This window comes from Rhizobium sp. BK196 (assembly GCF_014193255.1).
In the GTDB taxonomy this organism is placed as follows: domain Bacteria; phylum Pseudomonadota; class Alphaproteobacteria; order Rhizobiales; family Rhizobiaceae; genus Rhizobium.
This window is the reverse complement of the sequence record NZ_JACHZB010000010.1, coordinates 134,070-160,189: the sequence shown is the minus strand read 5'-3', so window position 1 is coordinate 160,189 and position 26,120 is coordinate 134,070. Positions and strand designations below refer to the sequence as shown.

The 26,120-nt window shown below is 59.1% G+C and carries 28 protein-coding genes; 22 read left to right on the top strand and 6 right to left on the bottom strand.

The features are described 5' to 3' along the window. The first annotated feature begins 1 nt into the window (after window position 1). On the top strand, window positions 2–2,200 hold the full coding sequence (locus FHT78_RS26545; protein WP_183749540.1) for a hypothetical protein: 2,199 nt from the start codon (window positions 2–4) through the stop codon (window positions 2,198–2,200). Window positions 2,201–2,257: 57 nt separating this feature from the next. Here FHT78_RS26545 and FHT78_RS26540 read toward each other — a convergent pair whose 3' ends face one another. Further along, entirely contained in the window at window positions 2,258–2,422 is a 165-nt protein-coding gene (locus FHT78_RS26540; RefSeq protein ID WP_183749539.1) for a hypothetical protein, read from the bottom strand. A gap of 58 nt (window positions 2,423–2,480) precedes the next feature. Between FHT78_RS26540 and FHT78_RS26535 the strand changes: the two genes are divergently transcribed. The 17 genes from FHT78_RS26535 to FHT78_RS26455 all read left to right on the top strand — a co-directional run bounded on the left by FHT78_RS26535 (window position 2,481) and on the right by FHT78_RS26455 (window position 21,496). Next, window positions 2,481–3,383 (top strand): hypothetical protein, encoded by a 903-nt coding sequence (locus FHT78_RS26535; RefSeq protein WP_246715431.1) that lies wholly within the window; start codon window positions 2,481–2,483, stop codon window positions 3,381–3,383. Between the two features lie 20 nt (window positions 3,384–3,403). Beyond that, window positions 3,404–4,345: a major capsid protein gene (locus tag FHT78_RS26530; protein ID WP_183749538.1), complete on the top strand. Its 942-nt coding sequence runs from the start codon at window positions 3,404–3,406 to the stop codon at window positions 4,343–4,345. A gap of 56 nt (window positions 4,346–4,401) precedes the next feature. Then, window positions 4,402–4,830: a hypothetical protein gene (locus FHT78_RS26525; RefSeq protein WP_183749537.1), complete on the top strand. Its 429-nt coding sequence runs from the start codon at window positions 4,402–4,404 to the stop codon at window positions 4,828–4,830. Window positions 4,831–4,868: 38 nt separating this feature from the next. Further along, window positions 4,869–5,336: a hypothetical protein gene (locus FHT78_RS26520; RefSeq protein WP_183749536.1), complete on the top strand. Its 468-nt coding sequence runs from the start codon at window positions 4,869–4,871 to the stop codon at window positions 5,334–5,336. Window positions 5,337–5,425: 89 nt separating this feature from the next. Continuing rightward, the gene (locus tag FHT78_RS26515; protein WP_246715430.1) at window positions 5,426–6,046 is read left to right on the top strand and encodes a hypothetical protein; all 621 of its coding nucleotides are present in this window, start codon (window positions 5,426–5,428) and stop codon (window positions 6,044–6,046) included. Continuing rightward, window positions 6,043–8,223 (top strand): hypothetical protein, encoded by a 2,181-nt coding sequence (locus FHT78_RS26510; protein ID WP_183749535.1) that lies wholly within the window; start codon window positions 6,043–6,045, stop codon window positions 8,221–8,223. The genes FHT78_RS26515 and FHT78_RS26510 overlap by 4 nt, the downstream gene beginning before the upstream one ends. Then, window positions 8,223–8,642 carry a hypothetical protein gene (locus tag FHT78_RS26505; RefSeq protein ID WP_246715429.1) on the top strand — a complete coding sequence of 140 codons (420 nt, stop codon included), beginning with the start codon at window positions 8,223–8,225 and terminating at the stop codon, window positions 8,640–8,642. Before FHT78_RS26510 ends, FHT78_RS26505 begins: the two co-directional genes overlap by 1 nt. 3 nt (window positions 8,643–8,645) lie before the next feature. Then, window positions 8,646–11,504: a hypothetical protein gene (locus tag FHT78_RS26500; protein ID WP_183749534.1), complete on the top strand. Its 2,859-nt coding sequence runs from the start codon at window positions 8,646–8,648 to the stop codon at window positions 11,502–11,504. Then, window positions 11,504–14,494, top strand: coding sequence for a hypothetical protein (locus FHT78_RS26495; protein WP_183749533.1), 2,991 nt, complete (start codon window positions 11,504–11,506; stop codon window positions 14,492–14,494). The genes FHT78_RS26500 and FHT78_RS26495 overlap by 1 nt, the downstream gene beginning before the upstream one ends. Further along, window positions 14,491–16,920 (top strand): hypothetical protein, encoded by a 2,430-nt coding sequence (locus FHT78_RS26490; protein ID WP_183749532.1) that lies wholly within the window; start codon window positions 14,491–14,493, stop codon window positions 16,918–16,920. The genes FHT78_RS26495 and FHT78_RS26490 overlap by 4 nt, the downstream gene beginning before the upstream one ends. A 40-nt stretch (window positions 16,921–16,960) precedes the next feature. Next, entirely contained in the window at window positions 16,961–18,439 is a 1,479-nt protein-coding gene (locus FHT78_RS26485) for a hypothetical protein (RefSeq protein ID WP_183749531.1), read from the top strand. After that, window positions 18,436–18,798 (top strand): hypothetical protein, encoded by a 363-nt coding sequence (locus FHT78_RS26480; protein ID WP_183749530.1) that lies wholly within the window; start codon window positions 18,436–18,438, stop codon window positions 18,796–18,798. Before FHT78_RS26485 ends, FHT78_RS26480 begins: the two co-directional genes overlap by 4 nt. Window positions 18,799–18,839: 41 nt before the next feature. After that, complete coding sequence (locus FHT78_RS26475) at window positions 18,840–19,295, top strand: hypothetical protein (protein WP_348644766.1); 456 nt, start codon at window positions 18,840–18,842, stop codon at window positions 19,293–19,295. A 78-nt stretch (window positions 19,296–19,373) separates the two neighbouring features. Next, window positions 19,374–20,249, top strand: coding sequence for a glycoside hydrolase family 108 protein (locus FHT78_RS26470; RefSeq protein WP_183749528.1), 876 nt, complete (start codon window positions 19,374–19,376; stop codon window positions 20,247–20,249). Continuing rightward, on the top strand, window positions 20,246–20,512 hold the full coding sequence (locus tag FHT78_RS26465; protein ID WP_183749527.1) for a hypothetical protein: 267 nt from the start codon (window positions 20,246–20,248) through the stop codon (window positions 20,510–20,512). The genes FHT78_RS26470 and FHT78_RS26465 overlap by 4 nt, the downstream gene beginning before the upstream one ends. A 149-nt stretch (window positions 20,513–20,661) precedes the next feature. Continuing rightward, entirely contained in the window at window positions 20,662–21,075 is a 414-nt protein-coding gene (locus FHT78_RS26460; protein ID WP_183749526.1) for a DUF1515 domain-containing protein, read from the top strand. Window positions 21,076–21,085: 10 nt separating this feature from the next. Then, on the top strand, window positions 21,086–21,496 hold the full coding sequence (locus FHT78_RS26455) for a hypothetical protein (protein ID WP_183749525.1): 411 nt from the start codon (window positions 21,086–21,088) through the stop codon (window positions 21,494–21,496). 290 nt (window positions 21,497–21,786) lie between these two features. Here the strand turns inward: FHT78_RS26455 and FHT78_RS26450 are convergent, their stop codons facing one another. Further along, on the bottom strand, window positions 21,787–22,509 hold the full coding sequence (locus tag FHT78_RS26450; RefSeq protein WP_210289944.1) for a site-specific DNA-methyltransferase: 723 nt from the start codon (window positions 22,507–22,509) through the stop codon (window positions 21,787–21,789). Further along, window positions 22,506–22,766, bottom strand: coding sequence for a hypothetical protein (locus FHT78_RS26445; protein WP_183749524.1), 261 nt, complete (start codon window positions 22,764–22,766; stop codon window positions 22,506–22,508). Before FHT78_RS26445 ends, FHT78_RS26450 begins: the two co-directional genes overlap by 4 nt. Before the next feature lie 14 nt (window positions 22,767–22,780). Between FHT78_RS26445 and FHT78_RS26440 the strand changes: the two genes are divergently transcribed. Further along, window positions 22,781–23,125: a hypothetical protein gene (locus FHT78_RS26440; protein ID WP_183749523.1), complete on the top strand. Its 345-nt coding sequence runs from the start codon at window positions 22,781–22,783 to the stop codon at window positions 23,123–23,125. A gap of 6 nt (window positions 23,126–23,131) precedes the next feature. Next, window positions 23,132–23,518: a hypothetical protein gene (locus FHT78_RS26435; RefSeq protein ID WP_183749522.1), complete on the top strand. Its 387-nt coding sequence runs from the start codon at window positions 23,132–23,134 to the stop codon at window positions 23,516–23,518. Window positions 23,519–23,657: 139 nt separating this feature from the next. Here FHT78_RS26435 and FHT78_RS26430 read toward each other — a convergent pair whose 3' ends face one another. Beyond that, window positions 23,658–24,167 carry a DUF2937 family protein gene (locus tag FHT78_RS26430; protein WP_183749521.1) on the bottom strand — a complete coding sequence of 170 codons (510 nt, stop codon included), beginning with the start codon at window positions 24,165–24,167 and terminating at the stop codon, window positions 23,658–23,660. 144 nt (window positions 24,168–24,311) lie between these two features. Here FHT78_RS26430 and FHT78_RS26425 point away from each other — a divergent pair, with 144 nt between their 5' ends. Next, window positions 24,312–24,560, top strand: a complete 249-nt coding sequence (locus FHT78_RS26425; protein ID WP_183749520.1) for a hypothetical protein — start codon at window positions 24,312–24,314, stop codon at window positions 24,558–24,560. A gap of 104 nt (window positions 24,561–24,664) precedes the next feature. Continuing rightward, the gene (locus tag FHT78_RS26420) at window positions 24,665–24,826 is read left to right on the top strand and encodes a hypothetical protein (protein WP_183749519.1); all 162 of its coding nucleotides are present in this window, start codon (window positions 24,665–24,667) and stop codon (window positions 24,824–24,826) included. Window positions 24,827–25,056: 230 nt separating this feature from the next. On the opposite strand, the gene FHT78_RS26415 is transcribed toward FHT78_RS26420, so the two are convergent. Next, entirely contained in the window at window positions 25,057–25,347 is a 291-nt protein-coding gene (locus tag FHT78_RS26415) for a BON domain-containing protein (protein ID WP_183749518.1), read from the bottom strand. 54 nt (window positions 25,348–25,401) lie between these two features. Then, on the bottom strand, window positions 25,402–26,076 hold the full coding sequence (locus tag FHT78_RS26410) for a hypothetical protein (protein WP_246715428.1): 675 nt from the start codon (window positions 26,074–26,076) through the stop codon (window positions 25,402–25,404). Window positions 26,077–26,120 lie beyond the last annotated feature (44 nt).

The following is a 26,120-nucleotide window of genomic DNA, read 5'->3' as shown; positions in this document are numbered from 1 at the left end:
GATGACGGGGATTCTCTTCGGCCATAATCTCGGCCTCGGCCTCGCCTCCCCAGGTAAGGGCGGTGGGGGGCCGGCTCCCATTGTAGCCATAGCGCCCGACGCTGCCTCGGCGCCGCTCAGGGCTGCATATAGCGTCCGTCGCGTGAAGACTGGCTATGCCGGCCCAGCGATGAAGGTTTCGACAGACAACAACACGACCAACACCGACATCAACTTCACGGATGCCAGCCTGAACAGTCTCGTTGATGACGCTGCAATGGCAACGCGCTTCAACCTGACGGCTGGCGCAACCGAGTTCCGCACGCGGCAGGTTTATGACCAGTCTGGCAATGGATTTCATGTTACGCCGGGCGCCAGTTCAACCGGGCCTAGAACCCAGCGGGCCGCGACGGGCGACGGCGGCTCACCTGGCCATCGCATGACGGTCAATGGTTACGGGCTTTCTACTGATCCTGTAGTTGCAAACTCAGCCGGTCCATTTAGCATCGGCAACCCCACTGACGTCCTTACGGTTATCGTTGTTGCGTCGATCCGTGGGTGGGGTGGCACAGCTTTCGGATCGACGCAACCAGGTTCGGTTTCAACCCTTTGCGGCACGCTTCTAGGCTTTGGCCAGGCTCCGACGACGGGCGACAAATCGCATCAGTTCCTTGCGACAGCGGCAACAGATGCGACAAGTTCGTCAGACCCTCGATATGGAGATGTCTGCGCGGTCGGTGATGTTTCGGGCGGCCTTATCGAAAGGTCTACGACGTGGAATCGACTGCGTACCTTTGCACTACGCTTCGAAGGTCAAAAGGTCTCGATGTTCTGCGGCCAGACCAAGATCGGTGAAGAAACGCTGACGGTCCCGCAGCTGACGTCGGTCAAGGTGTGGCTCGCATGTAACGGCACAAGTGCCGCCGTTGGCAATACGGCCAATGTGGAATGGAAAGAGTATCTGTTCTATCAGGCCGCGCTTGCGGACGCTGAAATCCTCGGTATCATGAAGAACTGCGGAACGTTCTTCAATGCGCTTGGCGATCCGGTGATCCCCAGCATCTGGAACCAATTCGTTCTCGGCCAGAGCCTTGCCGGGCTGTTTTGGACCCAGGCCTATAACGTTGCGAACGCTTCTGGCTTTTCCAACTTCCCGACGCTGGTGCGAGCTTACATTGGGCATACCGCTACCGACGACTTCCGCGCGGTCCCGCTTAACCCCGGCGGATCGAACAACGGGGCGAACGGAGCTCCAGATATCAATGGCACGTTCTATGGCGGATCGGCTGTTCAGAAGGCAGCTCGCAGTACGACCTCGTTCCAGAACTACTGGTATGAAGACACGAGCCTTGCGGACATGGCTGGTGCCGGCCCTGATCTTACCGCAGCCCAAGCGGCTGTGCTTGCCTCTGCGCATCGCCGACGCCCTTCGATCATATTTACTGATCACGGACAGCAGGAGGCACTTGGCCTAGGAGCTGACGCTTCAACGGCGAACGGCGCTTCTGGCGATCCGCTTTTTGGAACGGCTACGGTCCAGAAATACAAGGACGGCATGAAAAACACATGGTCGCTGATGCGCGCCAATGCCGGCCGTCCTAATGCCCCAATCGTCATGGCGGTACTTGCGAAGGTCGGCGGAAATGACGCCGGAGCCGAGGCAGTTCGTCAAGCCCAACTGCAGCTCGCTGCGGAAGTGCCCAACCTGACGCTGGCGCACATCACCTATGATGAAGTGTTGCTCGACGTGGTTCATCCGGACGACGCCAGCATGAAGCGCTATGCTCGTCGTCTTGCCCTGATCGAGGCGAACATCCTGAAGCCAGGCAGTGTTCCATACTGGCGCGGTCCTCGCGTTGCGAGCGCGGTCTTCACCAGCGGCGCCAAGACCGCCGTCCGTGTGGCGATCGAGTATCCAGTTGGTTGCGGCGGTGACGATATCACGATGGGAGCCGGCGATTGCGGCTTCTATGTCAAAGATAGCGTCGGCGCCAAGACCGTCACTGCGACGAAGGAAAGCGCAGCATCGGTTCTGTTGTCACTGAACAGTGCATGTGTTGGCGCGACTACGATGCAGTTCCTCTTTGGCAGAGGATGGGACCCCGCTACGGTGCCGATGGATAATGCGGCATCAAAATTCCCAACGCTCGGCGTTGCCGGTGACGGAACCGGCGCTGTGAGCTTCCCGCTTGAGGCTACTGCTCCGATCACGGTCAACTGACACCCCATCGCCCCATCATCATTTGATGGGGAGTGCTTTGCCGGTGCGCAACGGCATTCATAGCCTGCGCTCATGACAAAGCTCAAACTTTCCGACGAAGAAGTGAAACACGCCGTCCGCTGGTTCGCCCGCCAGCCCGAGGGACAGCCGTTTTTCGATGCGCTTCAGTCCATCCTCGAAGAGATCGCTGGGCCTCAAGATGCCAGTGCTTTGCACCGTCATGATGAGCGCCGCAAATTCGCAGCCGATCTGATTGCGATGGCAGAGGCGGAAAAACGCGATGGACCCGAAGGCATTGAACCCGAGCGACGGAATGGACCGAGAGCACAACAGAGACGAAATCGGCGGCATGGGCCGGCCGGCCGGGCGTAGCCCCGGTGCATTCGTCTTTGCCACCATGCGCGGTCCCCGCATCATGCTGGCCCCTGATGAAGGTGCCGGCGGCGGTGGTGACGGTGGTGCCGGCGGCGATAATTCCGGCGCGGGCGGCGATCAGAACGCAGGCGGTGAAAATAACGGTGGTGAGGGTGGCGGCGATAAGCCCGCTCGCCCCGATTATATCCCCGAGAACTTCTGGGACCCCGACAAAGGTTTCAAAGCCGACGACTTCAACGCGCTGGTCGCCTTCAAAGCGGAGCATGATGCCAACGCCGCCCAGGTTCCCGAGAAGGCCGACGGTTATGTCGTGGCGCTTCCGAAGGATTTTCAGCTCCCCGAAGGGTACGAGCTGCCGGAAGGGCAGGAAAGCCCGATCGATGAAAACGATCCCCGCATCGGCGCTGCCCGAGAATATGCCCACGCCAACGGCTTCAGCCAGGCGCAGTTCGAGGGACTGATTGCCCTCGGCGCGCAGATGGACATTGCAGAGACCACGGCGCTGAAGGAGGCCGCGACAAAGCAGCGGGCCGCTCTCGGCGACAAAGCCGATCAGCGCATCAATGCCGTCACCACATGGCTCGGCGCCAAGCTCGGCGGCGAATTCGCCCAGGCCCTGGCCCCCATGATGTTCACGGCGAAGCAGATCCAAGCCTTTGAGGCGATCATGCGCCTCAACAGGAGTGGCGTGCCGGGCAATCCCGGCGCGGGTCGCGATGGTGGGAAACAGGAACTTTCCGATGCGGAGTACGAGAAGATGTCTCCCGCGGAACGCATCAATTACGCGCGCCAAGCTTCGAAGAAGTGACGGCCTGAAGGAGAGACGAAATGCCCGAAGTTATGACGCTTCCGGAATATGCCAAGGGTCTTGAGAAGACCAGCATCGAGCGCCCGCTCATCGAGACATTCGCCAAGGAATCCGACATCCTCGAAGTCCTGCCGTTCGAAGGCTTCTCCGGCGCAGCGTTCGAGGGTTACCGCGAAACCGACGTTGGCAGTGCCGCCTTCCGCGCGATCAATGAAGGTGCCGGTTCCTCGAAGGGCAAGATTGCTCCCTTCCAGGAAACCAGCTTTCCGATCGACACCATCCTGAAGGTCGATAAGGCCATCCTTCTGCGTCACGGCGAAAGCCGCCGCGCGAAGGAAGAAGCCATGCAGATGAAGGCGCAGTCCCGGCTCTTCACCAACTCCTTCATTGCCGGCGACAACGTGTCGAACCCGAAGGAACCGAATGGCATCAAGGCGCGCTGCACTGCCGCCAACGGCCGGCTGCTTCACAATTCCGTCGCTTCCGGCGGCGCTGCCCTGTCGCTCTACAATCTCGACAAGGCAATCATGAACACCCGCAATGCGAACTACATCATTGCAGGTCTCGATCTGGTGCCGCGCTTCATTCAGGCAGCCCGCAACACCTCGGTCGCCGGTTTCGTCATCCAGTCGTGGGATGAGGTTGGCACGCCGAAGATGAGCTATGCCGGCAAGCGCATTCTCTTCGGTTATCCGAAGGGCCGCGATGGCGTCATTCTGCCCTTCACCGAAGTCGGCCAGGGTGGTGGTGCTGCGCAGTGCACGTCGCTGTTCGTTGCCAACATCAGCGCCGATGGCCTGCACGGTATTCAGTTGAAGCCGATGGAAGCCCGCGACATGGGTCTGCTGGAAGATGCGGTCAATTACGGCACGAACGTCTCTTGGGACGTTGGTCTGGTTGACGAGGCGGATTTCTGCATCACCCGCCTGACCTCCATTACCGACGCTCCGTTCGTCGCCTGATCCATGTTGGCCCGCCTCGCGCGGGCTTTCGCCAACTTCGCAGAGGAGAATGACCAATGGGTCAGAGAGTTTATAATCAGGACCTGGAGCTGGTTCTTGCCGATGGCGCTGCCGCCATGACGGCGGACGGCATCACGCAGGTCGCATCCGCCAACGTCTCCAAGAAGCTCGGCCCTGGCCGCTTCGAAGGCGTTCTGATCGTGGACGTTTCCGCGATCGATATTTCATCCGCCGATGAGGTCTATCACCTGCTCCTGCAGGGCTCGAACGATTCCTTCGCCACGAAGGAAACGCTGGCGCAGTATTCGCTCGGTGCGAGCGCTGCACGTCCCGGCGCGCCGGCCAACTCGGTGATCGGCCGCTACGAAATCCCGTTCACGTCAGAGCAGCATGACACGGTTTACACCGATGTCCGGCTTTATGTGGACCTCGGCGGCACCACTCCCTCCATCCAGTTCAAGGCATGGATCGCCGAGCGCTACTAAGCGCCCGGCATCCTCAGTTTCCACCGGAGATCGGTACGATGCCCGAGAAAATGAAAATCCACTTCCGCGATGGCTCCATTATCGAGCAGGACGCGATTGATGCCCGCAAGACGCTGCGCGATCATCCGGAAGAATACCAGACCAGCCCATTCCCTGAATCGGTGCAGAAGGCATCGAAGGCGGACTATGAGGCGATGCGCGATCACCTCGACAAGTTGGCCGCAGAAGGCAAGACGGATCGCGAGATCGAGCGTGCCCGGCATGCCTGGGAAGGTCAGCAGAAGTGGAAGAAGCCTGTCGATGCTCCCAAGCCGGCTGCTAGCTCGACCACGGAACCGGTCGCGCCTTACATGGCGAAGGAAAAGACCGGCGGCTGGTGGGCGATCTTCGACGCCAACAATGCCCAGGTCGGCGGCAACATGCGCAAGCCTGAAGCTGATGCATTCAATGCCAAGTCCGATGACGAGAAGGCAGAAGCCGTCAAGGCCGAACTGGCTAAAGGCTGAAACCGCCCTCACCATCGCGACGGGTCGGTTGATGGAAACCCCGGAGTTCTCGTTGCTCCGGGGTTTTTCTGTGCCGTGCTGGCAGTGCTTTGCCGGGGCATGATGATGCCGCCATTCTCGCCGCCATGGACAAGCTCACCATCATCAATAATGCGCTGGTTGCCACCGGAAACGAGACGGTCAACGTCCTCAATGATCCTTCCGATGAATACCGCGCCGCGAACACCGCTTTCGACCGCGCCGTGAGGTTCCTCGCGTCTCGCCACACATGGCCGTTCGCGATGACGACAGAAGCTCTCACCCGCGTTCCTGACGCGGACAATAAGTCCCGGAAATATTCGAAGAACGGTTTCCGCCTGCCGCCCGACATGTTCCACCTCAAGGAAGTCTATCACGGCACGCATATCTTCACCGATTATGAGATCATCGGCGATGTCCTGTCCTGCTGCTACGACTCCGAGATCTATGCCGCTGTCGTAAAGGCGCCGGCCGATGCCAACTGGCACCCGATGGCTGAGGAGATCATCACTCGGTACGTCGAGGCCGGCTGCCTTCGATCGCTCAACGAGGATTTCCGCGAGGCTACCGCCCGCGAGGCTGGGGCTGAGGCGCTGCTTGAAGAGACGCGCACCCACGTCGATCAGCAGAATCCCGCCCGCAATATGTACAAATCGAAGATCGCTGATGCCCGTCGGAGACGCCGGGTATGAGCATTCAAGAGCAGATCATCCGCCAGCGTGACTTTTCGTCGGGCGAGATCCACCCCGATGCGATCCGCCGCGATGACATCGATGTGCTGAAGTCGGCGGTGCGCTATGCCCGAAACCTTGTGGCAACCCACAATGGCGGCCTCATGCGTCGGCCTGGCCGGCGTCTGCTTTTCGAGGATTATGGCATAGGCGGCGATTTTAAGCCGTTCGATGGTATCGCCTACAAGATCATATTTATCCCAGGCGGCGTGAAGATCCGCACTCCTACGGGGGCACTTGTCGCCAGTCTTGCGGCGCCGTGGGGTGAAGCTGACCTCGATTCCCTTGTGTTCGAGCCGATGGACAACGAGATTTTCGTTGCCTGGAGCGGCCACACGCAGGTCATCAAGGTGACCGAAGGATCGCTTACCTGGAGCATCACGCCCTACAGTTTCTCCATCGGTCTCGATGGCTCGATCCGCATGCCGTTCTATCGCTTCGAGTCCACGCAGAATATTACGATGGTGGTTTCGGCGCTGACCGGCAGCAACATCACCGTGACCTTCAATGCGCCAGTCCTCAACCCGCTGCATGTCGGCGTGATCTTCCGTTACGCCGGCCGTCAGCTGAAGATCACGCAATACCTGTCATCGACGCAAGCGCGGGCAAGCGTGATCGAACGTCTGCCGGATACCTACCAGATCACCGTTGACAATGGGAATGGCTTCTCGGTCGGGCAGATCGTGCAGACGGACACGTCGAATGCCAAGGGCGAGGTGGTCAATGTCTCTGGCAACAATGTTTACATGACCGGCCTCGGCAAGCTTACGCTGCCGCAGGTTGGCGAGACGCTGGTAGGCCCGACGGCATCTGCCAAGATCACTGCTGTCGCCGCCTCTTCGAATGGCGCGGTGGTGCAGTGGGATGAGCAATTCATCTCCGACTATCGCGGCTGGCCTCGATCCGTTTCCAAGGATCGTCAACGGCTTATCATGACGAACTTCAAGCAGAAGAAGAACGCCGTGATGTGGATGGCGGCCGGTGAGAACCGTGACGGTTCCGTTGGCGCCGAGCCGGATAATGCCATCCTCGAGTTCATCAGCGCCGAGTGCCAGGTCTATCATGTGGTCGGCGGCTATGATGAGTTTGCCGTTACCGATCGTGGTGTATTCTATATCCCGGTATCGGTCGGCACGCCGCTGCAGCCTGGCTCGGTGGAGTTTCGCCCGGTCTTCTCGTCGGAGCTTTCGGATGTTCGCCCGATCGAGGTCACCGAGGGCCTGATCTTTGTCGATAGGTCCACTACCGGCATCTATGCGATCTCGGCCACTGGGCAGACGGCGCGGCCATATGTGGCAAACGAGATTAACAGGCTGCACCGCCACCTGTTCAATGGGGTGAAGTCCATCGCCGCTACGTCCGGCAGCAGCGACTTCCCCACAAGGCAGATCTATGCGGTGAATGCCGATGGCACCTATGTGACCGGCCAATTCAATCCCGACAAGGATTATGTCGGCTGGCTGAAGCAGGAGGGCGTCGGCCGCATTCTCAGCGTCTCCGGCGCCTACTCGTCGGTCATGTTCATGAGCGCCTATGTTTTCGATGGCGTCGAGCATGGTGTGGCGGAAGAGCTGGATTATGGTCTGCTTTTGGATTGCGCCCAAACCTTCTCCGGCAGCAGCTTCGGGGATTTCCTTCAGCTCGACAACGGCGCACCTCTGCTGCTGGTCAACGGTCTCAAGCTCGATTTAAGCGGCATCGCCACCGGGTTCTATGCCGGAAAGACCGTTTCTGTCCTCGCAGGCGGGTTCTATTACAGTGGTGTCGAAGTCGCCGATAACGGCGTCGTCTCCGGCTTTGATGACTATGACCAGATCATCATCGGCATCGATTATGAATGGTCGCTGCATCCGCTGTTCACCCGCTTTGACGATGGGCAACCGGTCGGGCAGGGCGAGCGCCGCCGCAAAATCGAGAAGATGCTGCTGACCGTCCACGGCACCCAGGAGTTCCGGTGCGGCAATCGCACGTTCGGCTCTTACCGGGGTGGCGAGGATATGAGCCTGCCAGTCCCGGCGCGGGATGACACCTATCGATATCGTGAGATGGGCCGATCCTATGACCCCGATGTCGAGATCGGATCGACTTTCCCCGGCACATTCAACCTCATCGAGCTTTTCACAAGGATCACGGTCTGATGTCTGCAGATCCCGTTTCCCTCATCGTCGGCGGCCTCTCTCTTGCCAGCGGCTTCATCAGCGGCAAAGGCGATCAGGCCGCACAGAACTATAAGGCGCAGCAGTCCGAGCGCGCGGCCCAGATTGGCAAGATCCAGGCTGATCAGGTCGATGCCTCGTACCGGTCGGAGCTTAACTCCACGATCGCGAATATTCGCGCCATCCGGTCATCTGCCGGCGTCGATCCCAACAGCCCGACGGGCATGGCGATCGATGCTGAGCAGGAGCGCCGGAGCGACCGAGACCGCATTATCGAGGTTGGGAACAAGCGCATGCAGTCCACGCAGGATGAGGAGGATGCGCGGTTCTATCGTCATTCCGCCAAGTCGGCGTTGCTCGGCCCGGTCGTTCGCTCTCTTCCCGCATTCTTCGGATCGTAAGCTATGGCGCGTCTTCCTGAAATTCAGTCCCGCGGGGCAATCACCCGGAATCCTCAGTCGTCGGTGACCCCCGCCGATATCGCCAACCCATATAAGCAGATCGCCGACGGCCTCGGCGGCTTTGCTGAGGTCTTCCAGAAGAAGGCCGTAGCCGATGCCTCGATACAGGGGCAGGATGGCGTCTATCGTGATGCCGACGGCAACCTGAAGGTGGACACGCGATCGAACCTGTCTGCTTCCGGACGCGCCTATAACAGTGCCGTGCAACAGGGGTATATGGCTCGCCTTTCTGGTGATCTCAGAACAAGGCTTACGACCCTTTCCAACGATTCCAAAGGGAATATCGACTCCTTCGATTCCTCGTTCAAAGCCTTTAAGGATGAGACGCTGAAGGCAGTGCCAGAGGACTATCGCGGCGCTGTTGAAACTCTATTCGATTCCGAAGGGCCGCGATATCGATTGGGCGTTTCTGAACAGAAGCGCGTGGCTGATCTCAAGGAATCTGAGGGGAATATCAAGGCTCAGATTCAGTTGCTCGATGATGACGGTTCAGCGCTGGCGCGTGCTGGGGGCGTCAACACAGCGGCTTACCGAGAAAAGCAGGCGCAGATCCGCACGCTCTATCAGCAGCTCGCGGACAATCCCGATTTCACGGTTGGGCAGCAGGAGGCCGACATTGCCCTGAAGCGCATGGAGGGCCGGCATATGTCGGAGTCCATGCTCGGTCAGGTCGATAGCGCCCTTAACTCGCCGGGTGGTTTGGCAAAGGCTCGCCAACTTGCCAATGCCATCACGACAGATGCGAGCATATCGCTGACACCAGCCGAGCGCCGTCAGTATGCCGGTCTCGCCAACGAGCGCATCAATGGTTTCATCGCCCAGACAAAGGCGAACCTCAAGCCGGTACAGGATAGAAGCACCAAGCTCAAAGGGCTTCTCAAGGAAGGAGTAGGAATAGACAGCGACGAGATTGACACCACTGCGCGCGAATTGGCAGCCAATGGTGATCTTTCCGGCGCAATGGATCTTTACGACGCTCGGGCTAACGCGAGAGCGGTTCAGTCATTTCGATTGGCGCCAAACGATCAGCAGGTTGCCATGGCTGAAAATGCCCTCAAAGGCGGGAGTGTCGGCGGCGGCATTGTCGACAAGATCGTGCATGTCGAAAGTGGCGGCAACGACAATGCCCAGAACCCCACGTCATCTGCTGGGGGTGCTGGGCAGTTCATCGATTCCACCTGGCTTTCGATGGTCAAGAAGTACCGGCCCGATGTTGCGGCCGGAAAGTCGGCGCAGGATATCATTGCCCTCAAAAACAACGGTGATCTCTCCAGAGAGATGACAGGTCGTTACGCTCAGGAGAACGCTGATTTTCTGCGCAATCAGGGAATCGCGACGACAGACGGGAATGTCTACCTAGCGCATTTCCTCGGCCCACGCGGCGCGGCGCAGGTGCTCAAGGCAGATCCGAATGCATCCGTTGCCTCGATCATCGGCCAGGATGCGGTCAACGCAAACTCCTTCCTTCAGGGCAAAACCGTTTCCGATCTCGTTGCATGGGCCGACAAGAAGATGGGCGGCGCTGGTGTCACCAGCCCGACGGTCGATCCTGAAGTGGTCAAGGAATACCGGCAGGAGATGACCTCAGACGCCAAAGACATTTTCAGGGCCATCAAGGCCGGGTTCGACAAGGGCATGACGCCAGCCGTCTCCGATCTCAACCTGCTGTCGCGCCAGCTCGCCATTGTCGATGACCAGGACTTCAAGAAAGAGGTCTCGGATTACTTCAGTAGCCAGAGCGCGGTTCAGGCGATTGGCAATGCTGCTCCGGCCGAGGTCGAGAGCCTGATCACGTCATTGCAGGCTGATGCAGCTGACGGTGCCACGCTTGCCCAGCAGCAAATCCTCACCGGCTTGCAGGATGCCCAGAAGGCGCAGGCCCAGGCGCTGAAGGATGATCCGATTGGATACGCAGCACGCAAGGGGATGGTGACACCACCGCCCGCGCTCGACCTCGCCAATCCAGATTCCTGGGCGGGCACATTCCAGAGCCTGCAAAACTCGGTCGATGTTCTGGCTTCCCGCAATATGGTCGGCAACATTTCAGCATTGAGGCCGGAAATGCAGGGACAGGTCGCACGCGCGCTGACCAACTCGACGCCGCAGGATGCGGTAAAGCTGCTTGGCTCCATGGCATCGAACCTGAGCCCGGAGACCTTCAAGGCCACGCTGAACGGCCTCTATTCGTCTGGGCAAGCCCCCGCGGCTGCCGCTGCTGGAGCGTTGGTTACGGACAATCCGGAAGCGGCTGAAGGCGTTCTGCGCGGTCAGCAGCTTCTCAAGGCCAATCCACTCCTTGCGCCAAAGAAGACCGACAGCAACACCCAGGCGATCGATGACCTTCTGCCGCCGAAAGCCTTCGCTCCGAACATCGAGGGAGCGCGTCAGACGCTGCTCGATGCTGCGACAGCGCGTTATGCCGATCTCTCCAATCAGGTTGGCGATACGTCGGGCGAGCTGAACGACACCCGCATGGAGCAGGCCATCAAGGAAGTGACGGGCGGTATTCTGGAGATGAATGGCGGCTACACCATAGCTCCGCGCTACGGCATGTCGCAGGATGATTTCGATCAGACCCTTTCGGCGCTGACGGATGCCGATCTGCAGGGCGCCATCACATCCACCGGTCAGCCGGTTAAGGCCAGCGATCTCCGCAATGAGGGCCGGCTGCGCGCGATCGCTGACGGTCGCTATGTGCTGGAGTTCGGTTCCACCGATGCGCCCACATATGTCATGCGCCAGCCATCGCCTGGGAATTACCGCGCGCCATCGGCGTTCGTGCTCGATCTGAGGGGGCGTTGATGGGATTCCTTGTTGAGCAGAAAGACATTGACGGCGCATTGCAGGCCGCCGCGGCGCATCCTTTCGAGGGCGTTGATCCCGGTTTTGTCGAGCGAATGAAAGCCGACTTCAATGCGATGCAGGATTTCTCGAACTCGAATGCCGAGCATCGCAATGCGCTGCAGGCACAGACCGATTTCCAGAATCAGTTCTATCAAGCGTCCGGCCAGCGTTTGCCTGGCTGGATCGACAGCGTGATTGCCAGTCGGAAAGATGAAGCCGAAAAGATCTTCAATCAGTGGAAAGAGCAAAACCCCGACAGCAAGCTTACATTCCCAAGTCCTGAGGATTTCCAGAAAAATGCGGATGATCTTGGCCTTGCCGCCCGCAATAGGTCTGAGGATCTGGCACGGCGATCGACGGGGATAGGTTCTACGGCCGGCGGCATTCTTGGCACCATTGGCGGCGCGATTACCGATCCGATCAACCTGCTTTCCTCTGGCTTCGGTGCTTCTGCCTCTGCCGGCATCCTGCGTACGGCTCTGGTAGAGGCCGCTGTCAATGCCGGATCGGAGGCTGCGGTGCAGGGTGCTACCTTCGACCGCAAGAGCAGGCTTGATCCGACGTTCAGCGTTGATGATGCATTGGGTGAGGTTGCGGCTGCGGCGGCCGGCGGCGCGGTGCTGGGTGCCGGGTTCAAAAGCCTGGCGAACATCTGGCATCGCGCCCGCACGGGCGAATGGCCGTCGCATGTCCGCGATACCGCCAATGTTGTCATGCGCGAAGCTGCCGTGCCTGACAGCCGGTTCGAGAAATCCATGCCGGGCGACAATGCACACCGCGCCGCGCTGCAGAAGTCGCTCGATGATATTATCAATGGTCGGCCTGTAGAGCTTCCGCCAGAAGTTTTCGTGCAGCAGAACGTGCGGCCAGGCCGGGTCTATGATGCCGACGGCCGCTCGGTGGGCGTTCGCTATGAGGTGGTCGATGCGTCGAGCCTCGTCACTTCGAACCGAGATGACCTCTCCATCAATCCTGATTTCCCGCAGGAACTTCAGCCGCGCGATCGCACCCGGGCGCTGTCGCAGGATCAGATCGCGGGCATTGCCTCGAACCTACAGCCCGAGCGGCTGGGCTTCTCCAATGATGCCGGTTCGGGCGCTCCTGTCGTCGGTCCTGATGGTCTGGTGGAGTCCGGCAATGGCCGAGTCCTGGCCCTGCGCCGCGCCTATCAGCAGGACGGCCCACAAGCGCAGTCCTACCGCAATTTCTTGCGCGCCCAGAATTTCGACATTGAGGGCATGCAGAACCCGGTGCTGATCGCCCGCCGTGTCACCGATCTGGAAGACCGGGTTGCATTTGTCACGGCAGCCAATCGCTCCACGGCGATGAAGATGGGCGCCGCAGAGCAGGCTATTGCGGATGGTCGCCTCATCGATGGCCCGATGCTCGATCGGCTGGAAAGCGGTGATGTCCGCGCTGCCGGCAATGCTGCGTTCACCCGCGATTTCATGTCGAAGCTTCCGCGCGCGGAGCAGGGTTCTCTCATCGACAAGGATGGATTCCTGTCGCAGGAGGGCGAGCGCCGTGTGACCGCCGCCCTGATGGGCCGGGCCTATGGCGAGCCAACGCTACTCGGCCGCACCCTCGAAGACACCGACAACAACATCAAGGCCATCGGTGGGGCGCTCGCCGATGCTTCCGGCTCATGGGCGAAGATGCGTGATGCCGTCGCTCGTGGTGAAATTCCGGCCGGCATGGATGTCACGCAGGATCTGCTCGATGCCGTGTCGCTGGTTATGCGTGCCCGCGATGAGGGGCGCACCGTCTCCGATCTGGTCAATCAGGCCGAAATGTTCGGTGGCCCGGGCGAACTGGCGAAGATCATGGCCCGCGCGATGTTTACGGATGAGGCGATGAAACGCCCCGTCGGCCGCGCTCGGCTCGGTGCCTTCCTCAAGGATTTCGCCGACGAGGCCATCAAGAACGACGCCGGCCCGCGTCTGTTCGGTGATGCTCTCGAAGCTCCGGATATCCTCAAGTCGTCGCTGGAGCGTGTCGGCCGCAATGATCTGCTGCGTGTGGCTGAGGAGCGCCTGACGCCAGAGGCTGCCGACAAGCTGGCCGCCGATCCGCAAACGGCTGAGGCTTCCATCATGGATGCAGAGCGGCTGATTGCCGATCGAGAAGAATTATCCGTTGCCGAGAGGAAGCGACTAGCTCGGGCTAAAGAGCAGGGGTTCACCATTGAGGGTTTCCACGGCACGAATGCCGTCTTCAATGAGTTCGACCCGCTTAAACTAGGCGGGAATACCGGGGTACCATCGGCAAAAATGGGGTTCTTTTTCGCGAAAAATCCAGCGACGGCTAATTCATATCTGAGTGATGGCGAGCTGGTGATTTATGACGATCTCCATGACCTTGCACCAGAAGACGCCCAGAAGCTCCCTTCGTCTGTCCGCAAGACCATCAGAGACGCGCAGAAAATGAATGATCTAGCTCAAGAGGCAGGTGCTCGTGGTGATGACGATGCCTATGAGCATTATGCCGATGAGTCCGCCAAGCTTTGGGACAAGGCGCATTCTGATGCCGCCGAGTATTTGCAAGCCGGCAACAACATTCATAACGTCATGTTGCGGATGAAGAACCCGTTTGAATACGATTTCGGCGGTGAATCCTATAGATCGGAAACCTACGCATCAATCATCTCGCGGGCGAAGGAGTCAGGGCATGATGGCGTGATCCTGAAAAACACCGTCGATGGCGGCCCGGTCGATGACATCTATGTTGTTTTCGACAAAGATCAAATCAGATCAAAGTTCGACCAGTTCGAGTCTAGCGGGGAGCCGACGGAAAACGCAGCGCGACCGCCGTCCTCAACGCCAATTATGATCGATCTTGGCGACGGCCAAGGCGAGCGGGACCTTGCCGACATTCTGCGCGAGGCTGACGAGGAGATTGCCGCCGGCAAGGAAATTGAAGCCTGCACCATCGGGAGTGCTGCGGAATGAGCATACAGAACTGCCTCACGCGCCTGGTCACGGCGAAGCGCATCACCCAGAAGCAGGCAGATGATGCCCTTGCGCTGCATGAGGGCTTGCAGGGCCGGCTCTATCCGAACATGGGACCGGCGTCAGCAGAAGCGGCCAGCGCGCTCGAAGCTGCCCGCGTGATGATGCAGGCCGCACAAGAGCGAAAGCTGATGGCCGCCAAGCAGGCGATCCGGCAGGCCGAGATCGCGAACCGCATGGAGCTGCACCCGCAAGGCAAGGCGACGGGCCTTATGTCGGCGCTGGTGCGCGATAATTGGGAAGGCGGCGCGACCACTGGCGATGCCATCAACGTCGAAAGCCATGCTGAAGCCGTCACCAAGAAGCTGCTCGGCATCATGAATGGCACGATGGACAAATACCGGTCCACGATGGCCGGTCTTCGGCAGGACACGGAATCCATCTGGAATGTGGTTGACGAGATCTATGGTGTCGATACTGGCGATGCTGATGCCAAGGCAGCCGCACAGGCATTTTCCGATACGGCCAAATATGCCGTCGAGCGTGTGAAGCGTGAGGGCAAGCCGCTGTCCATTCTCGAAGACTGGCGCCTGCCGCAAAGCTGGGACGCCACGCAGGTCAAGAAGGCTGGCGAGCGCGAATTCCTCAATGACCTGATGCGGGAATATGAGGGCGGCAACCTGAAGGTCATGGATGCCGGCGCACATGGCGAGGCTCCGAAAGCTGCGGTGCCCGGCATTATCCAGAATGCCTTCAAGGATATCACGCTCGGCAAGGGGCAGGGCACTGGGGCGGGCGGCTTCTCCAACCAGCTCCGCGTCTTCCGCTTCGAGAATCCCGACACCTATAAGCGGCTGATGCAGAAATACGGCGTCGGCTCGGGTGGCCTCTTCAATACCCTGATGGGCCATATCCAGGGCATGGCGAAAGAGATCGCCTTCACCGAAGTGCTCGGCCCGAACTATGCGCAGAACTTCGACAAGCTGCTGCAGCTCGCGCGGGAGGATGATGCCGCCAAGAGCGTCGGACAGAAGATTGCCAACCGCATCACGATGAATAGCCCGGCCGCGGTGCAGCGGACATTCGATGCGCTCTCCGGCCGGCTCGGCGTTGCTCAATCCGAACTGCTGGCAGGCATCGGCGGCGGCATTCGCAACATCCAGACAGCGGCCCGCCTCGGCTCGGCCACCATCTCGGCGTTGCCCGGCGACTCCATGACGGCAATTCTAGCCTCGAACTATAACGGCATCCCGGCTGCGAACGTGCTCGCGCGCCTCGTCACGGACCTGACCACCAACCGGCACGGCGCTGAGGAACTGGCGCGGCAGCTCAACCTCACCGCCGCCACGGTGCTCGATACCGCCATTGGTACGAAGCGCTTCGATGATGAGGTGATCGGGCAGGGTGTCACCGGCCGCATCGCCGATGGTCTCATGCGCGTCACCGGCATCAATGTGTGGACGGAAGGGCTCAAGCGGGCGTTCTCGATGGAGTTCATGGGTGCCATCGCCCGCCAGGCTGACAATACGTTCGAGAAGCTCGATCCGATGTTCAAGGGGTTCCTCGATCGCTACGGCTTCACGCCTGAAGACTGGGACAAGCTGAGGGTCGCGCCACAGATCGAGGCAGAGGGCGCCCGCTTCTTCGACGTGAATGCCGTCGAAGATCAGCGGCTTGCTGACCGGCTGATGTCTGCCATCATCGATGAGCGGCATTTCGCGGTGGTCGAGCCCGATGCGCGAATCCGCGGGGCAATGACCGGCGGCCTTCAGCGCGGCACGATCCTGGGCGAGGCGGTGCGATCGGCCACACAGTTCAAGTCCTTCCCCATGACCTACATGATGACGCACCTGATGCGCGTTCTGACACAGGGGAGCATGGCAAATCGTGCTTACCGCACCACGCAACTCCTGCTCACCATGACGCTTGCCGGCGCTGCGACCATGCAGGCTCAATCTCTCATCGCCGGCCGCGATCCTAATCCGATGGATGATCCGCGATTCTGGACTGAGGCTTTCATCCGTGGTGGCGGCGGCGGCATGCTCGGCGATTTCGTCAATTCCTCGGTTACACGCGGCGGCGACGGCATCACCCAATACCTGACCGGGCCGGGGCCGGGCGAGATCATTTCCGCGACAGGCGATGTGGCGCAGTGGCTTGCGGGCAACAAGGATGTGAACGGAAAAACGCTTGCCCAGCATATCAAGGCGTGGGTTCCCGGCTCATCGCTCTGGTACACGAAGGCAGCAACCGATCGCCTCATCTTTGATAACATCCAGGCGATGATCGATCCGAATTACCGGCAGTCTTTCGACCGCTATGCACGGCGCATGAAGCGCGAGTTTGGGCAAACCTTCTGGTGGGCGCCAGGCGATGCGTTGCCGACGCGGGCGCCGGATCTGGGGCGGGCTGTAGGCGGCCGGTGAGTGCTTTGCGGGGGCGTGCTGGCAACGGCACTCTCCCGCCATGTCCACGACAACGCCCGATCTGCGCACCAGCACCTACACTCCGGTCTCGCCAACGACAGAGTTTGCGGCCGGCTTTCCCATTTTCGACAATGCGGATATTGCGGTGCTCCACGACGGGCAGCCGCGCACCGATTTTGTGGTGACTGCCACCTATATCAATGGCGTCTCGATCAACGCAAAAGCCGTTTTCGCATCCGGCCTTGTTGGGACTGTCGTCGTCTACGGCAAGCGCGCGCCTCGCCGCATCAGCCGCTTCAATGATGGCGCGCCGCTCCCGACAAAAGACCAGAACCTCGCGCTCGATACCGTCGAGGCTGAATTGCAGGAAACAGCTCGAGACGTTGTGCGATCCCACAAGGCTCCCCTCGGCCAAGAGGGGGGCGTCTTCACAGCGTCCGATATCGGCAACGCCCAGGCTAATGCAGAGATCGCTCAAGCGTTCGCCGATCTCGCAGAGAAGTGGGCTACCAACCCACAGAACGTCGCTGTTGAGCCTGGCTTATTCTCGGCCTACCACTGGGCGCAGGTCGCGCTCGATGCAGTCAGCAGCGGTGTTGCAGGGGTGTCATCCTTCAATGGCCGCGTCGGCGCTGTGGTGCCCGGGAACACAGACTATACGGCTGCGATGATCGGCTACGGCTCAACCGATGTCGATGCCGCGCTGGATGAAGTGACGGCCCAGCTTGCCTCACTTGACTGGTTCGTTGGTCTTGTTCCGGGCTACGTCTCTACGTCGCAGATCTCCATATCGGCAGGCTATGGCGTCCTCAATGGCAAGCGATGCCAGCTTGTCGCCCCGATAACGCGTAGCTTTGGCGCGGTCTTCGGTGTGGGCAATGGCATCCTCGACACCGGAGTCGTTCAGGCATCAAAGCCCTATTTCCTTTACGCCGTTCGGCGACTGAGTGACGGGGCCTTTGATGTTGTCGCCTCGCTGTCTACTACGGCCGGCGGCGTCAACATGACGAACCTAACGGGGTGGGAAGTCTTTAGCGGCGGCCGGGTTGGCATCATCTGCACGAACAGCTCCGGCCAGATCATCCAGTTTTCACAAGAGGGAAACAAGGTAAATCTCGTCGGAGGCAGCTTCTTGACCCAATCGAATGGCGGCGGAGCTTTCGCCTCTGGGCCAGCACTGACAGTGGTGAGCAGCATCCTCAATAACTTCTCTGTGGATATGCTGATTTCACTCCAGCTCACCGTTAGCAATGCTGGTGGCTCCCCCGATGTTACCGCATCAGCAGGACCGGCACAGGGGTTCTCCGTCTTCGGGTCCACAATAGATGGGTACAAATCGATAATGGTTGGCACTCGCATGGGCAGTGACGGCGCGGACAAGGCCTTCACCTCCTACGGGCCGGTGAGATGCAATTCCTCAGGGCAGATCGCACGGTACACTGATGCTGTGGGCTCCTTCCTCCTAACCTTCAACTTCAACGGCTGGATTGACTACCAGTGCAAGAGGCTTTGGGCATGACCACCGTTTATGTGAAGACGAACAGCGAGGGGAAGATTAGCGAGGTTTACTGGGCACCTCAGCCTGACATGGATCTTCAAGCTCTGCCGGAAGATGATGCAGAAGTGCAGGCATTCTTGCATCCGACACCCAAGGTCGAATCCGTCTCCTCCCGCCAGTTCAAGCTTCAGCTCCTCAAGCAGGGGCTGCTCGACAAGGTGAACGGCTGGGTGGCGTTGCAGGCGCGCGATGTCCAGATTGCCTATGAGTATTCTGGCACCTTCGTCAAAGACAGCCCGATGATGCAGACCGGTTTCGCTGCCATGGGGTTCACGCCCCAGCAGATCGATGCATTCTTTGAGGCGGCAGCGCAGCTATGATCACGCGATATATTGCCTACTGGCTCCCGAACATCGTTCTCGTGCTGCTGGCGTTCGTCCTGTCGCCATTGCTCGCGGCATTATCTCTGCTCACGGGCCCGAAGCTTCCCGGCTTCCTGCAGTGGTTCTCGACCACGGATGCTGACCTTGACGGCGGCATTGCCCAGAACGTGGCGGGATACAAGGATGGATTGAAAGGCTGGCGGCTCTGGTGGCAAAGAACCTGCTGGATCTGCCGCAATCCCGCGCACGGTTGGCAGGCTGAAGTCCTGGGCATGTCCACCGATGGCTTGGTCACCTTGCAGATGAGCGTCGAGAAGGGCCGGCAGTGGTTCCTTTTCAAGAACAGCCGCCGGCAGAAGTTCTTTTGCATCAAGCGCGACGTGCCGCTGTTCGGCAGCTTCTACATCAAGCTTTACCTCGGCTGGTACGATGTCGCGCGAGACGGCCGGAACCATCAATATGAATTCCAGATCGGTCTAAAGCAATCTAGCTGACCATCTCCTGCCAGTGCTTTGCGGCGCATGGTTGCAGCGCTGATATTCGGCCATCTCTTACGGCCGGATGATCAAGCGATGGTAGACGAATTCCAGCGATCCCTTCAGAAGGTTCTCGTGCATGAGGGTGGTTTCAGTAATCATCCCAAAGACCCCGGCGGCGCCACCATGAAGGGCGTCACGCAGCGCGTCTACGATGAGTACCGGCAGTCGATCAATCTCGAACCCCAATCTGTCCAACTCATCCGCGACAACGAGCTGCAGGCGATCTACCGCAAGCGGTATTGGGAGCAGGCCAAGTGCGACAAGCTGCGCTCTGGCGTCTCCTATGTCGTGTTCGACGGCTCGGTGAATTCCGGAGTTTCGCAGTCGGTGAAGTGGCTCCAGCGCGCTCTTCAGGGCATGGGGCTTTATCAGGGTGCAATCGATGGCGTGATTGGGCAGGGCACGCTTCTGGCGGCCGCCAGTGTCAACGACGATGACGCGCTGATTGCTGCCATCATCGAGCGGCGCAAAGCATTCCTCAAGGCTCTGAAGACCTTCAGCACATTCGGCAAGGGCTGGATGGCTCGCGTTGCCGGCGTGCTCGCTGTCGGGCAGGCATGGGCTCGCGGCTCGGTCGGGCCTGATATCGCCTATGTGGCCGGCGGCGATGCCAAGGCATTCATCTCTGACGCCAAGCCCGCGCCAGTAATGGCGCTCGCCGACATTTCCAGCGGTGCCGGCGTATCTGGTGGCGGTGTCACCGGCTCGATCGCTTACGCCAAGGATCAGCTCGCTCAGTTCGCGGGCAATCAGTTTGTCGACAACGCGCTTCTTTACCTCACGCTCGCATCTCTCGGCCTGCTCGGAGCTGGCGCCGCATGGCGCTGGTACGCCACCCGCAAACGGAACAGGCGAGCCGACGTGCTCGACCTACCGACGGCGCCCACGTCCGCACAGGCGCCGGCATGATGCAGTTCGGTCTTGTTGAAAAGCTCATCGTTAGCGCGGTCGGCGTGATGATTATCGCTGGTCTTTATTTCGCGTGGTCTGAGCACCAGCGAGATATCGGCGCCAGCAGCGAGCGCGCAAAGCAGGAGAAGGAAAATGCTCGATTCCGTGTTCGCGTTAATAAGGGCGTTGTCAATTACGATACCTGCGATCGCGCTGGCGGCATGTGGGACTTCCGAAAGAGCGCCTGTCAACTCGCGGGAACTGTCGGTGGTGGTGAATAGCCTACCTGGCACCCAAGGAAAGACCCTGCAGGATCAGCGCAACATCGATAGATCCGTCGCAGGCTCATGCTCGGTCGGCCTACTCTCCCCAAGTCAGTGCGATCTTCAGACCAAGGCAAGCGCCGAACGCAAGGCAGAATTGAAGAACGATGGTACCCACATCCAATGACGACATCATGCGTGCGCTCGGACGTGTTGAAGAGGGCGTGAGGCGAATACGAGAAGACTTTCAAGAAGAGAAGGAAAATGCCCACGATAGCCGCGCCGTGATCCACAGACGGCTCGATGAGCAGATGAGGCAGATCAACCTTCTCGACAAGGTGGTGGAAATAAGCAGCGGAGTCGATGCAACTCTTCGCGAGGAGATAAAAGCCCTGAAGGAGACCGTGGACAAAAATCATGCTGCCACTCAGCCGGCTCTTGAAGAGTGGAAGCGGATGAAGACCATCGGCTACGGCATCTCAGGGCTGATTGCCTTCGCCGGGCTCACTGTCGGCGCTGTCGTCACATGGGCGAGCGATGGTGCGGTGTCGGCTTTGCGGCATTGGCTCCGCATAAACTGAGGAAAGACCAATGACCAACGTCACCAACCTCCCCGCAATCGATGCGCTCGCCGACAACGATCTGCTCTATGTGCGCGATACGTCGGACACTGCCACCCCGGATAAGAAGATTACTGGCGCCCAGCTTCGACCGACTGGCGCCAAGATCACAAATTACCTGCGCTATCAGAACAACATCACGATCCCGACTCTTGCGGCTGGTGCAGAAGCTGACGGCACCATTACCATTCCGGGCGCGCTGGTGGGCGATAATGTGCTGTTCAACCTGGCCGCGGTGCTGCCGGCGAACATCGGCATCATGGGCGTTGTGGTTACGGCGAACGATACGGTCAAGGTCCGGTTCCGCAACACCCACGCATCGACATCATTCCCTACTGTCGATGTCGCCTGTGTTGCGCTGGTTGTCCGCCACACGGCTTGAGGCCTCTTTCTCCTCTCTCTCGATTCTTTTGATCTCGGCTTTGCGCCGTGCCTCAAGCGCGGCAAGAGCTAGGAGTTGTTGGCGTGGGGTCATCGGCCATCGTTCTATGACGATCGCCGGAAGTCCTACAAGAGGTCAGTCGCTCCCCACCTCCCCCTCAATGGGTGCGGGGGTCCGGCGTTCAACGTAAAAGCCGAACATCGGGACCGGGAACACATACAGGCGGCGCTTGGCGCGATCGTAAAACGCACCAACCCACAGGTCGTACCAAGCGAAGATTGGCCTGATCTTCATGCCGCCTCACTCTCCGCAGCCAAGCGCTGCTGCGCGGTTGCGAAATATCCGAGGTCTTTTTCGATGCCGATAAACTCGCGGCCCGTTTTCAGGCATGCAACGCCTGTCGTGCCGCTTCCCATGCAGTTATCAAGCACCACGTCGCCGGGATTGGTGTATGTCCGGATGAGATATTCCATCAGGTCGACCGGCTTTTGCGTCGGGTGGAGTTTCGATCGCTGCTTGTCGCTCGAGAAGAAAAGGACGCTGCGCGGATAGCGTTCGGTCGAGTCGTATGGCGTCTTGCTTTCGACGCGCCCATAATTACTGCTCTGCTTAGCGTTTACCTCGCGCAGCGCCGTCTTGCGGACGTGTCCGAACGTCTTTTGTGGGTTGTATGTAGGTAAGCGATCGTAGAACACGAGAATGTTCTCGTGCGCCTTCATCGGCATCTTTTTGGCGTTCAGGTGGCCGGTAGCATTGCCCTTTTCCCATATCCATTCGTAGCGCAGCATTCGCAAGTTTGATGCGCCAAGCGTCTTGTCGAATGGTGTCTGGGCCGTAAGGACGATCGCGCCCTTGCATATCCGCTTGTAGTGAGCCCAGAGCGCCGGGAGGTGAACTTCGAAGTCCCATTCGTTGCGCGTCGTCTCATAGGGCAGATCACAGAGCACCATATCGACGCTCCGGTCTGCGATTTCGTGCATACGGTCGAGGCAGTCGCCGTGCATCAGCTTCATGCGTCACCGCCATTCTCGCGATATGCGGCAATGGCTTCCCGTACCTGAGCGATAGCTTCATCGCACATGCCCATATTTGCAGCATTCGCCATATCATCAACTGCATTAGCTAAGCGTTCGGCAGCTTCGATGATCCCCCGCACATGTGATGAGGGCGGTGGGGTGGCGGTCGAGTTGATGCGACTGACCATAATGTCGAAAACCTCCTGCGCGGTGCGGTTCTCGATGCCGATAATCGGCCTGGTAAGATCGTTCATTTCGATGTTCCTCGTTGATCCATGACGTTCCCCGGCCGATCACCGGGAAACGCCTTGTTGAGGAACGCCAAGCCAATTGTTTCAATGGTCTCCCCCACATTCCTAATCTGGGGGTCGCGCGTTCGAATCGCGCCGGGATCACCATTGATTTCAAGCGCCTAGCCGAGAACATCTGCCCCAGCATCGCATTAAAGTTGCAGTCAGGTTGCCTGCATTTCCCGGTGATTCCCTGCAATATCGGCGATATCCATGCGACACAGAGAAAAATTCTGGCGCGCAGCTGCGATGATGAACAGAATCCGCGCCAGGCCGATTCGCCGCGGTTGATCTTTGCCGCAAAATCAACTGAGAGCCTATAAAAAGCCATGCTGGAGATTATCAAAGGATCACGAGATTACCTGGAAGCGGCCTACTTTCTTTCACAAGTGGCCCTTTTTGTCGTGGCAATTGCGGCGGCTCGCTTCGCCTATAATCAAGTGAAAACAGCCGGCAACCTGGAGCTCGTTAAGCTCTTGCAGGAACCAAGGATTCAAGCAGCTGGAACGCGCGTCATCCTCGATTTAGCCGACAAGTCATTTGAAGAATGGAATGGGATGATTGGGCTGCGGCAAGAGATGTTGCGGCCAGCTACGATATCGCCGGATTGCTGCTTCAAAGACGCTTCGCGCTCCGGCAGATGTTCATTCCAAGTTACGCAAGTAGCACTCAGAAGTGCTATCAGATCTTGGAGCCATACCGAAAAGAGATTTTGAAGCGAACGAATGGAGATGAGGGCTATTTCCGAGGCTTTGACTGGTTGAACGCTAAAGCCGAGAAAATCCATCTCCTTCCTCCTCACAAGCCGCCGGTGACTTCGGAAGAAACTGCGCGATAGTTCCGCGCGAGAGCCTCTTACCGATAAGCAGGTTGCCATCGGGCCGCGTGCTTTACGCCCTTCCCAAACAGCGCCGCGACGATCCACCCGCCACAGAAGCCGATCGCTGCCCAGACGAGGCCGGCGAAGCTTACGGGGACCCCGGGCACGAAGTCACGCCATGTATTGGCAAGTATCCCTTCATCAGCGCTGCCCATGAGAATGAGGGGCTTGGCGACCGGCGTCGCGCTGCCTAGATCCGATTGCTGGGTGACGAGACGCTCATAGCGCTCCAGCGTACCGCGCATCGAAAGGCCGCGATCGCGCAGGAAGTCGTCGGTAGAACGGGCATAGACCTCGAGTGCTTGCTGACGATCGAGATGATGGTGGGCCGCCTGTTTCGTGAAGTCGTCGACGATGATTTTGAGCTCATCGATTGCCCCACCGATGCGCTGGCGATATTGCTGGGCGAATTCCGGCGCCTGCGAGAAAAGCGTGCCGCCGGCAAGTGCGACGGCCAGTGTGACGGCCCTTCCGATTTGTCCCATGACGATGTCTCCGGCTTCTTCGACACGAGAACGATTTCGGGCGGGCAAAGGTTGCCATCGACATAATTGGTAACGCTATGTGATTGAACTGACTGCGCTTCGTTCGAGTTCATCTCCCGACCAACTTAGAAAGAGAGGCTAGTCATGAAGAATATCGTCATCGCTTCCGCATGTGTTGCGGCTACCATTCTCGCAGGTGCTCTTCCTACCCAGGCTGCCAGTGTAACCATCACAACCGACAACGACGGATACGGATATCACCGCGTGATGGAACGTCCTTACTACCGCCGCCACCTGCCGCCGCGCCGTGTTTCGCATGATTGTTTTACCCGCATGGAACGCTTCCATAGGCACGGCCATATCGTGATCGAAAAGACCCGTGTCTGCCGCTAAGGCATGAAAACCCTGGCTGGAGACCAGCCAGGGTTTGCTGTTCTGAAGCACGAGGAACTTCGGAATTTCCCCCGCGTTTTAACGGAAAAACAGGAGTGCCCGTCATGCGTATTCGAATGACCCTGCTTGCAATTGGCTGTGCAATCGCCGGTAGCCTGCTGCTAGCCATCAGCTACCAGCCTCATGGCTCGGTCGCGACGCCGAAGACCGATCGGCTTGTCGGTGAAAAAGCCCCTGCCGATTTCCTGACCGAGCGCTTCGGCTGATCAGCTGAGCCATGGCTTGAAGCCTCTTGCGTAGGTGGGGAGCCGGATGCGCAGGTCCATCGGAGGGTTACAGCAATGGAATGGGCGCGCTTTTCGCCAGACCATCAGTGGCGATTGAGCGTCGAAAGACAAATGCGCCGTCTGCCTCATAAGGACCGATCTGCAACCCCGACATCGACGGAGCCGATACCGTTATACTGAATACGAGAAGTCGAATGTTTGTTTAATGGCTAATGCCGAACGTTGCTCATCGAACCCGCAAGCAAAATGCGATTTCGAACCGTGTGCACGCCTTCAACTGCTCTGGCGATGACAGTTGCCCGCTCGATTTCATCGACTGTACCGACACTGCCGCTCAAAACGATCTCGTCGCCTTCGGCCGTAACCTCGACATCGGCGGCATCTATACCACCGGCGACAGCCAGCGCATTTGCAACCGCAGCTTCCAACGTGGCGCGATTGGCATATTCGGCCTCAGCTTCTGGCTGATGACCATGAAATGTTTGTTCCTTGAAGACCATCGTTCTGTCCTCCTTGCTGGTGGTAGAAACGCGTCTGACGGGCTTTGGTTTCGCTTACCAGTGAAGCTGATAATTCAAATTGACATTTCCCGTCCGCCCGGTCGAAAGCGGATCGGACACGGACGCGCTCAGTCCGAGATTAGGCAGGATATTCTGGTTGACGCCAACGGTGCTGGAAAAATCGGCATTGGTATCACTGATGCTGCTGCCGGCAGAGATAGATGTGCCGGTCCACGGATAAATCAACTTGACCGCCTGCGAAGCCGATACCGTCGCCTGCCGCGCATCGACCGCGTTGTAACCGAGGCTTACCGTACGTGTCGTCTGCATGTCGAGCGAGTCGGAGAGTATCCAACTGCGCGAGCGGCTAAGCATAAGCGCACCGCTGCCGCGCAACGTGTCGACCTGCAGCGTCACATCCTGCTGCGCACGGCTGGCCGGCGTAACGCTAACCTTCTGCAGCTTGCCCCAGAGCATCGCCTGGCCGGAATCCGGCAGAGGTGCCCCGTTCTTGTTCGAGGCCAGCGCGAGATCTGCGCCGGCGCTCGTCTCCCATTCCATCGGCAGGCGGAACCCGACCGTCGTTTTGTAGGAACGGGCGGACACCTTCACCGGCGACCAGATCACCAGATCATCTGCAAATACCGGATTGGCCAGAGACAGAAGGGCAAAAACAAAGCAAGCGATCTTTATTTTCGTCATAATATCGCACCGTTTGAGCTTGCACATCGATCGCGCACCGACAAGCGCAGAGCGGACGTGGAAGCGCTCGC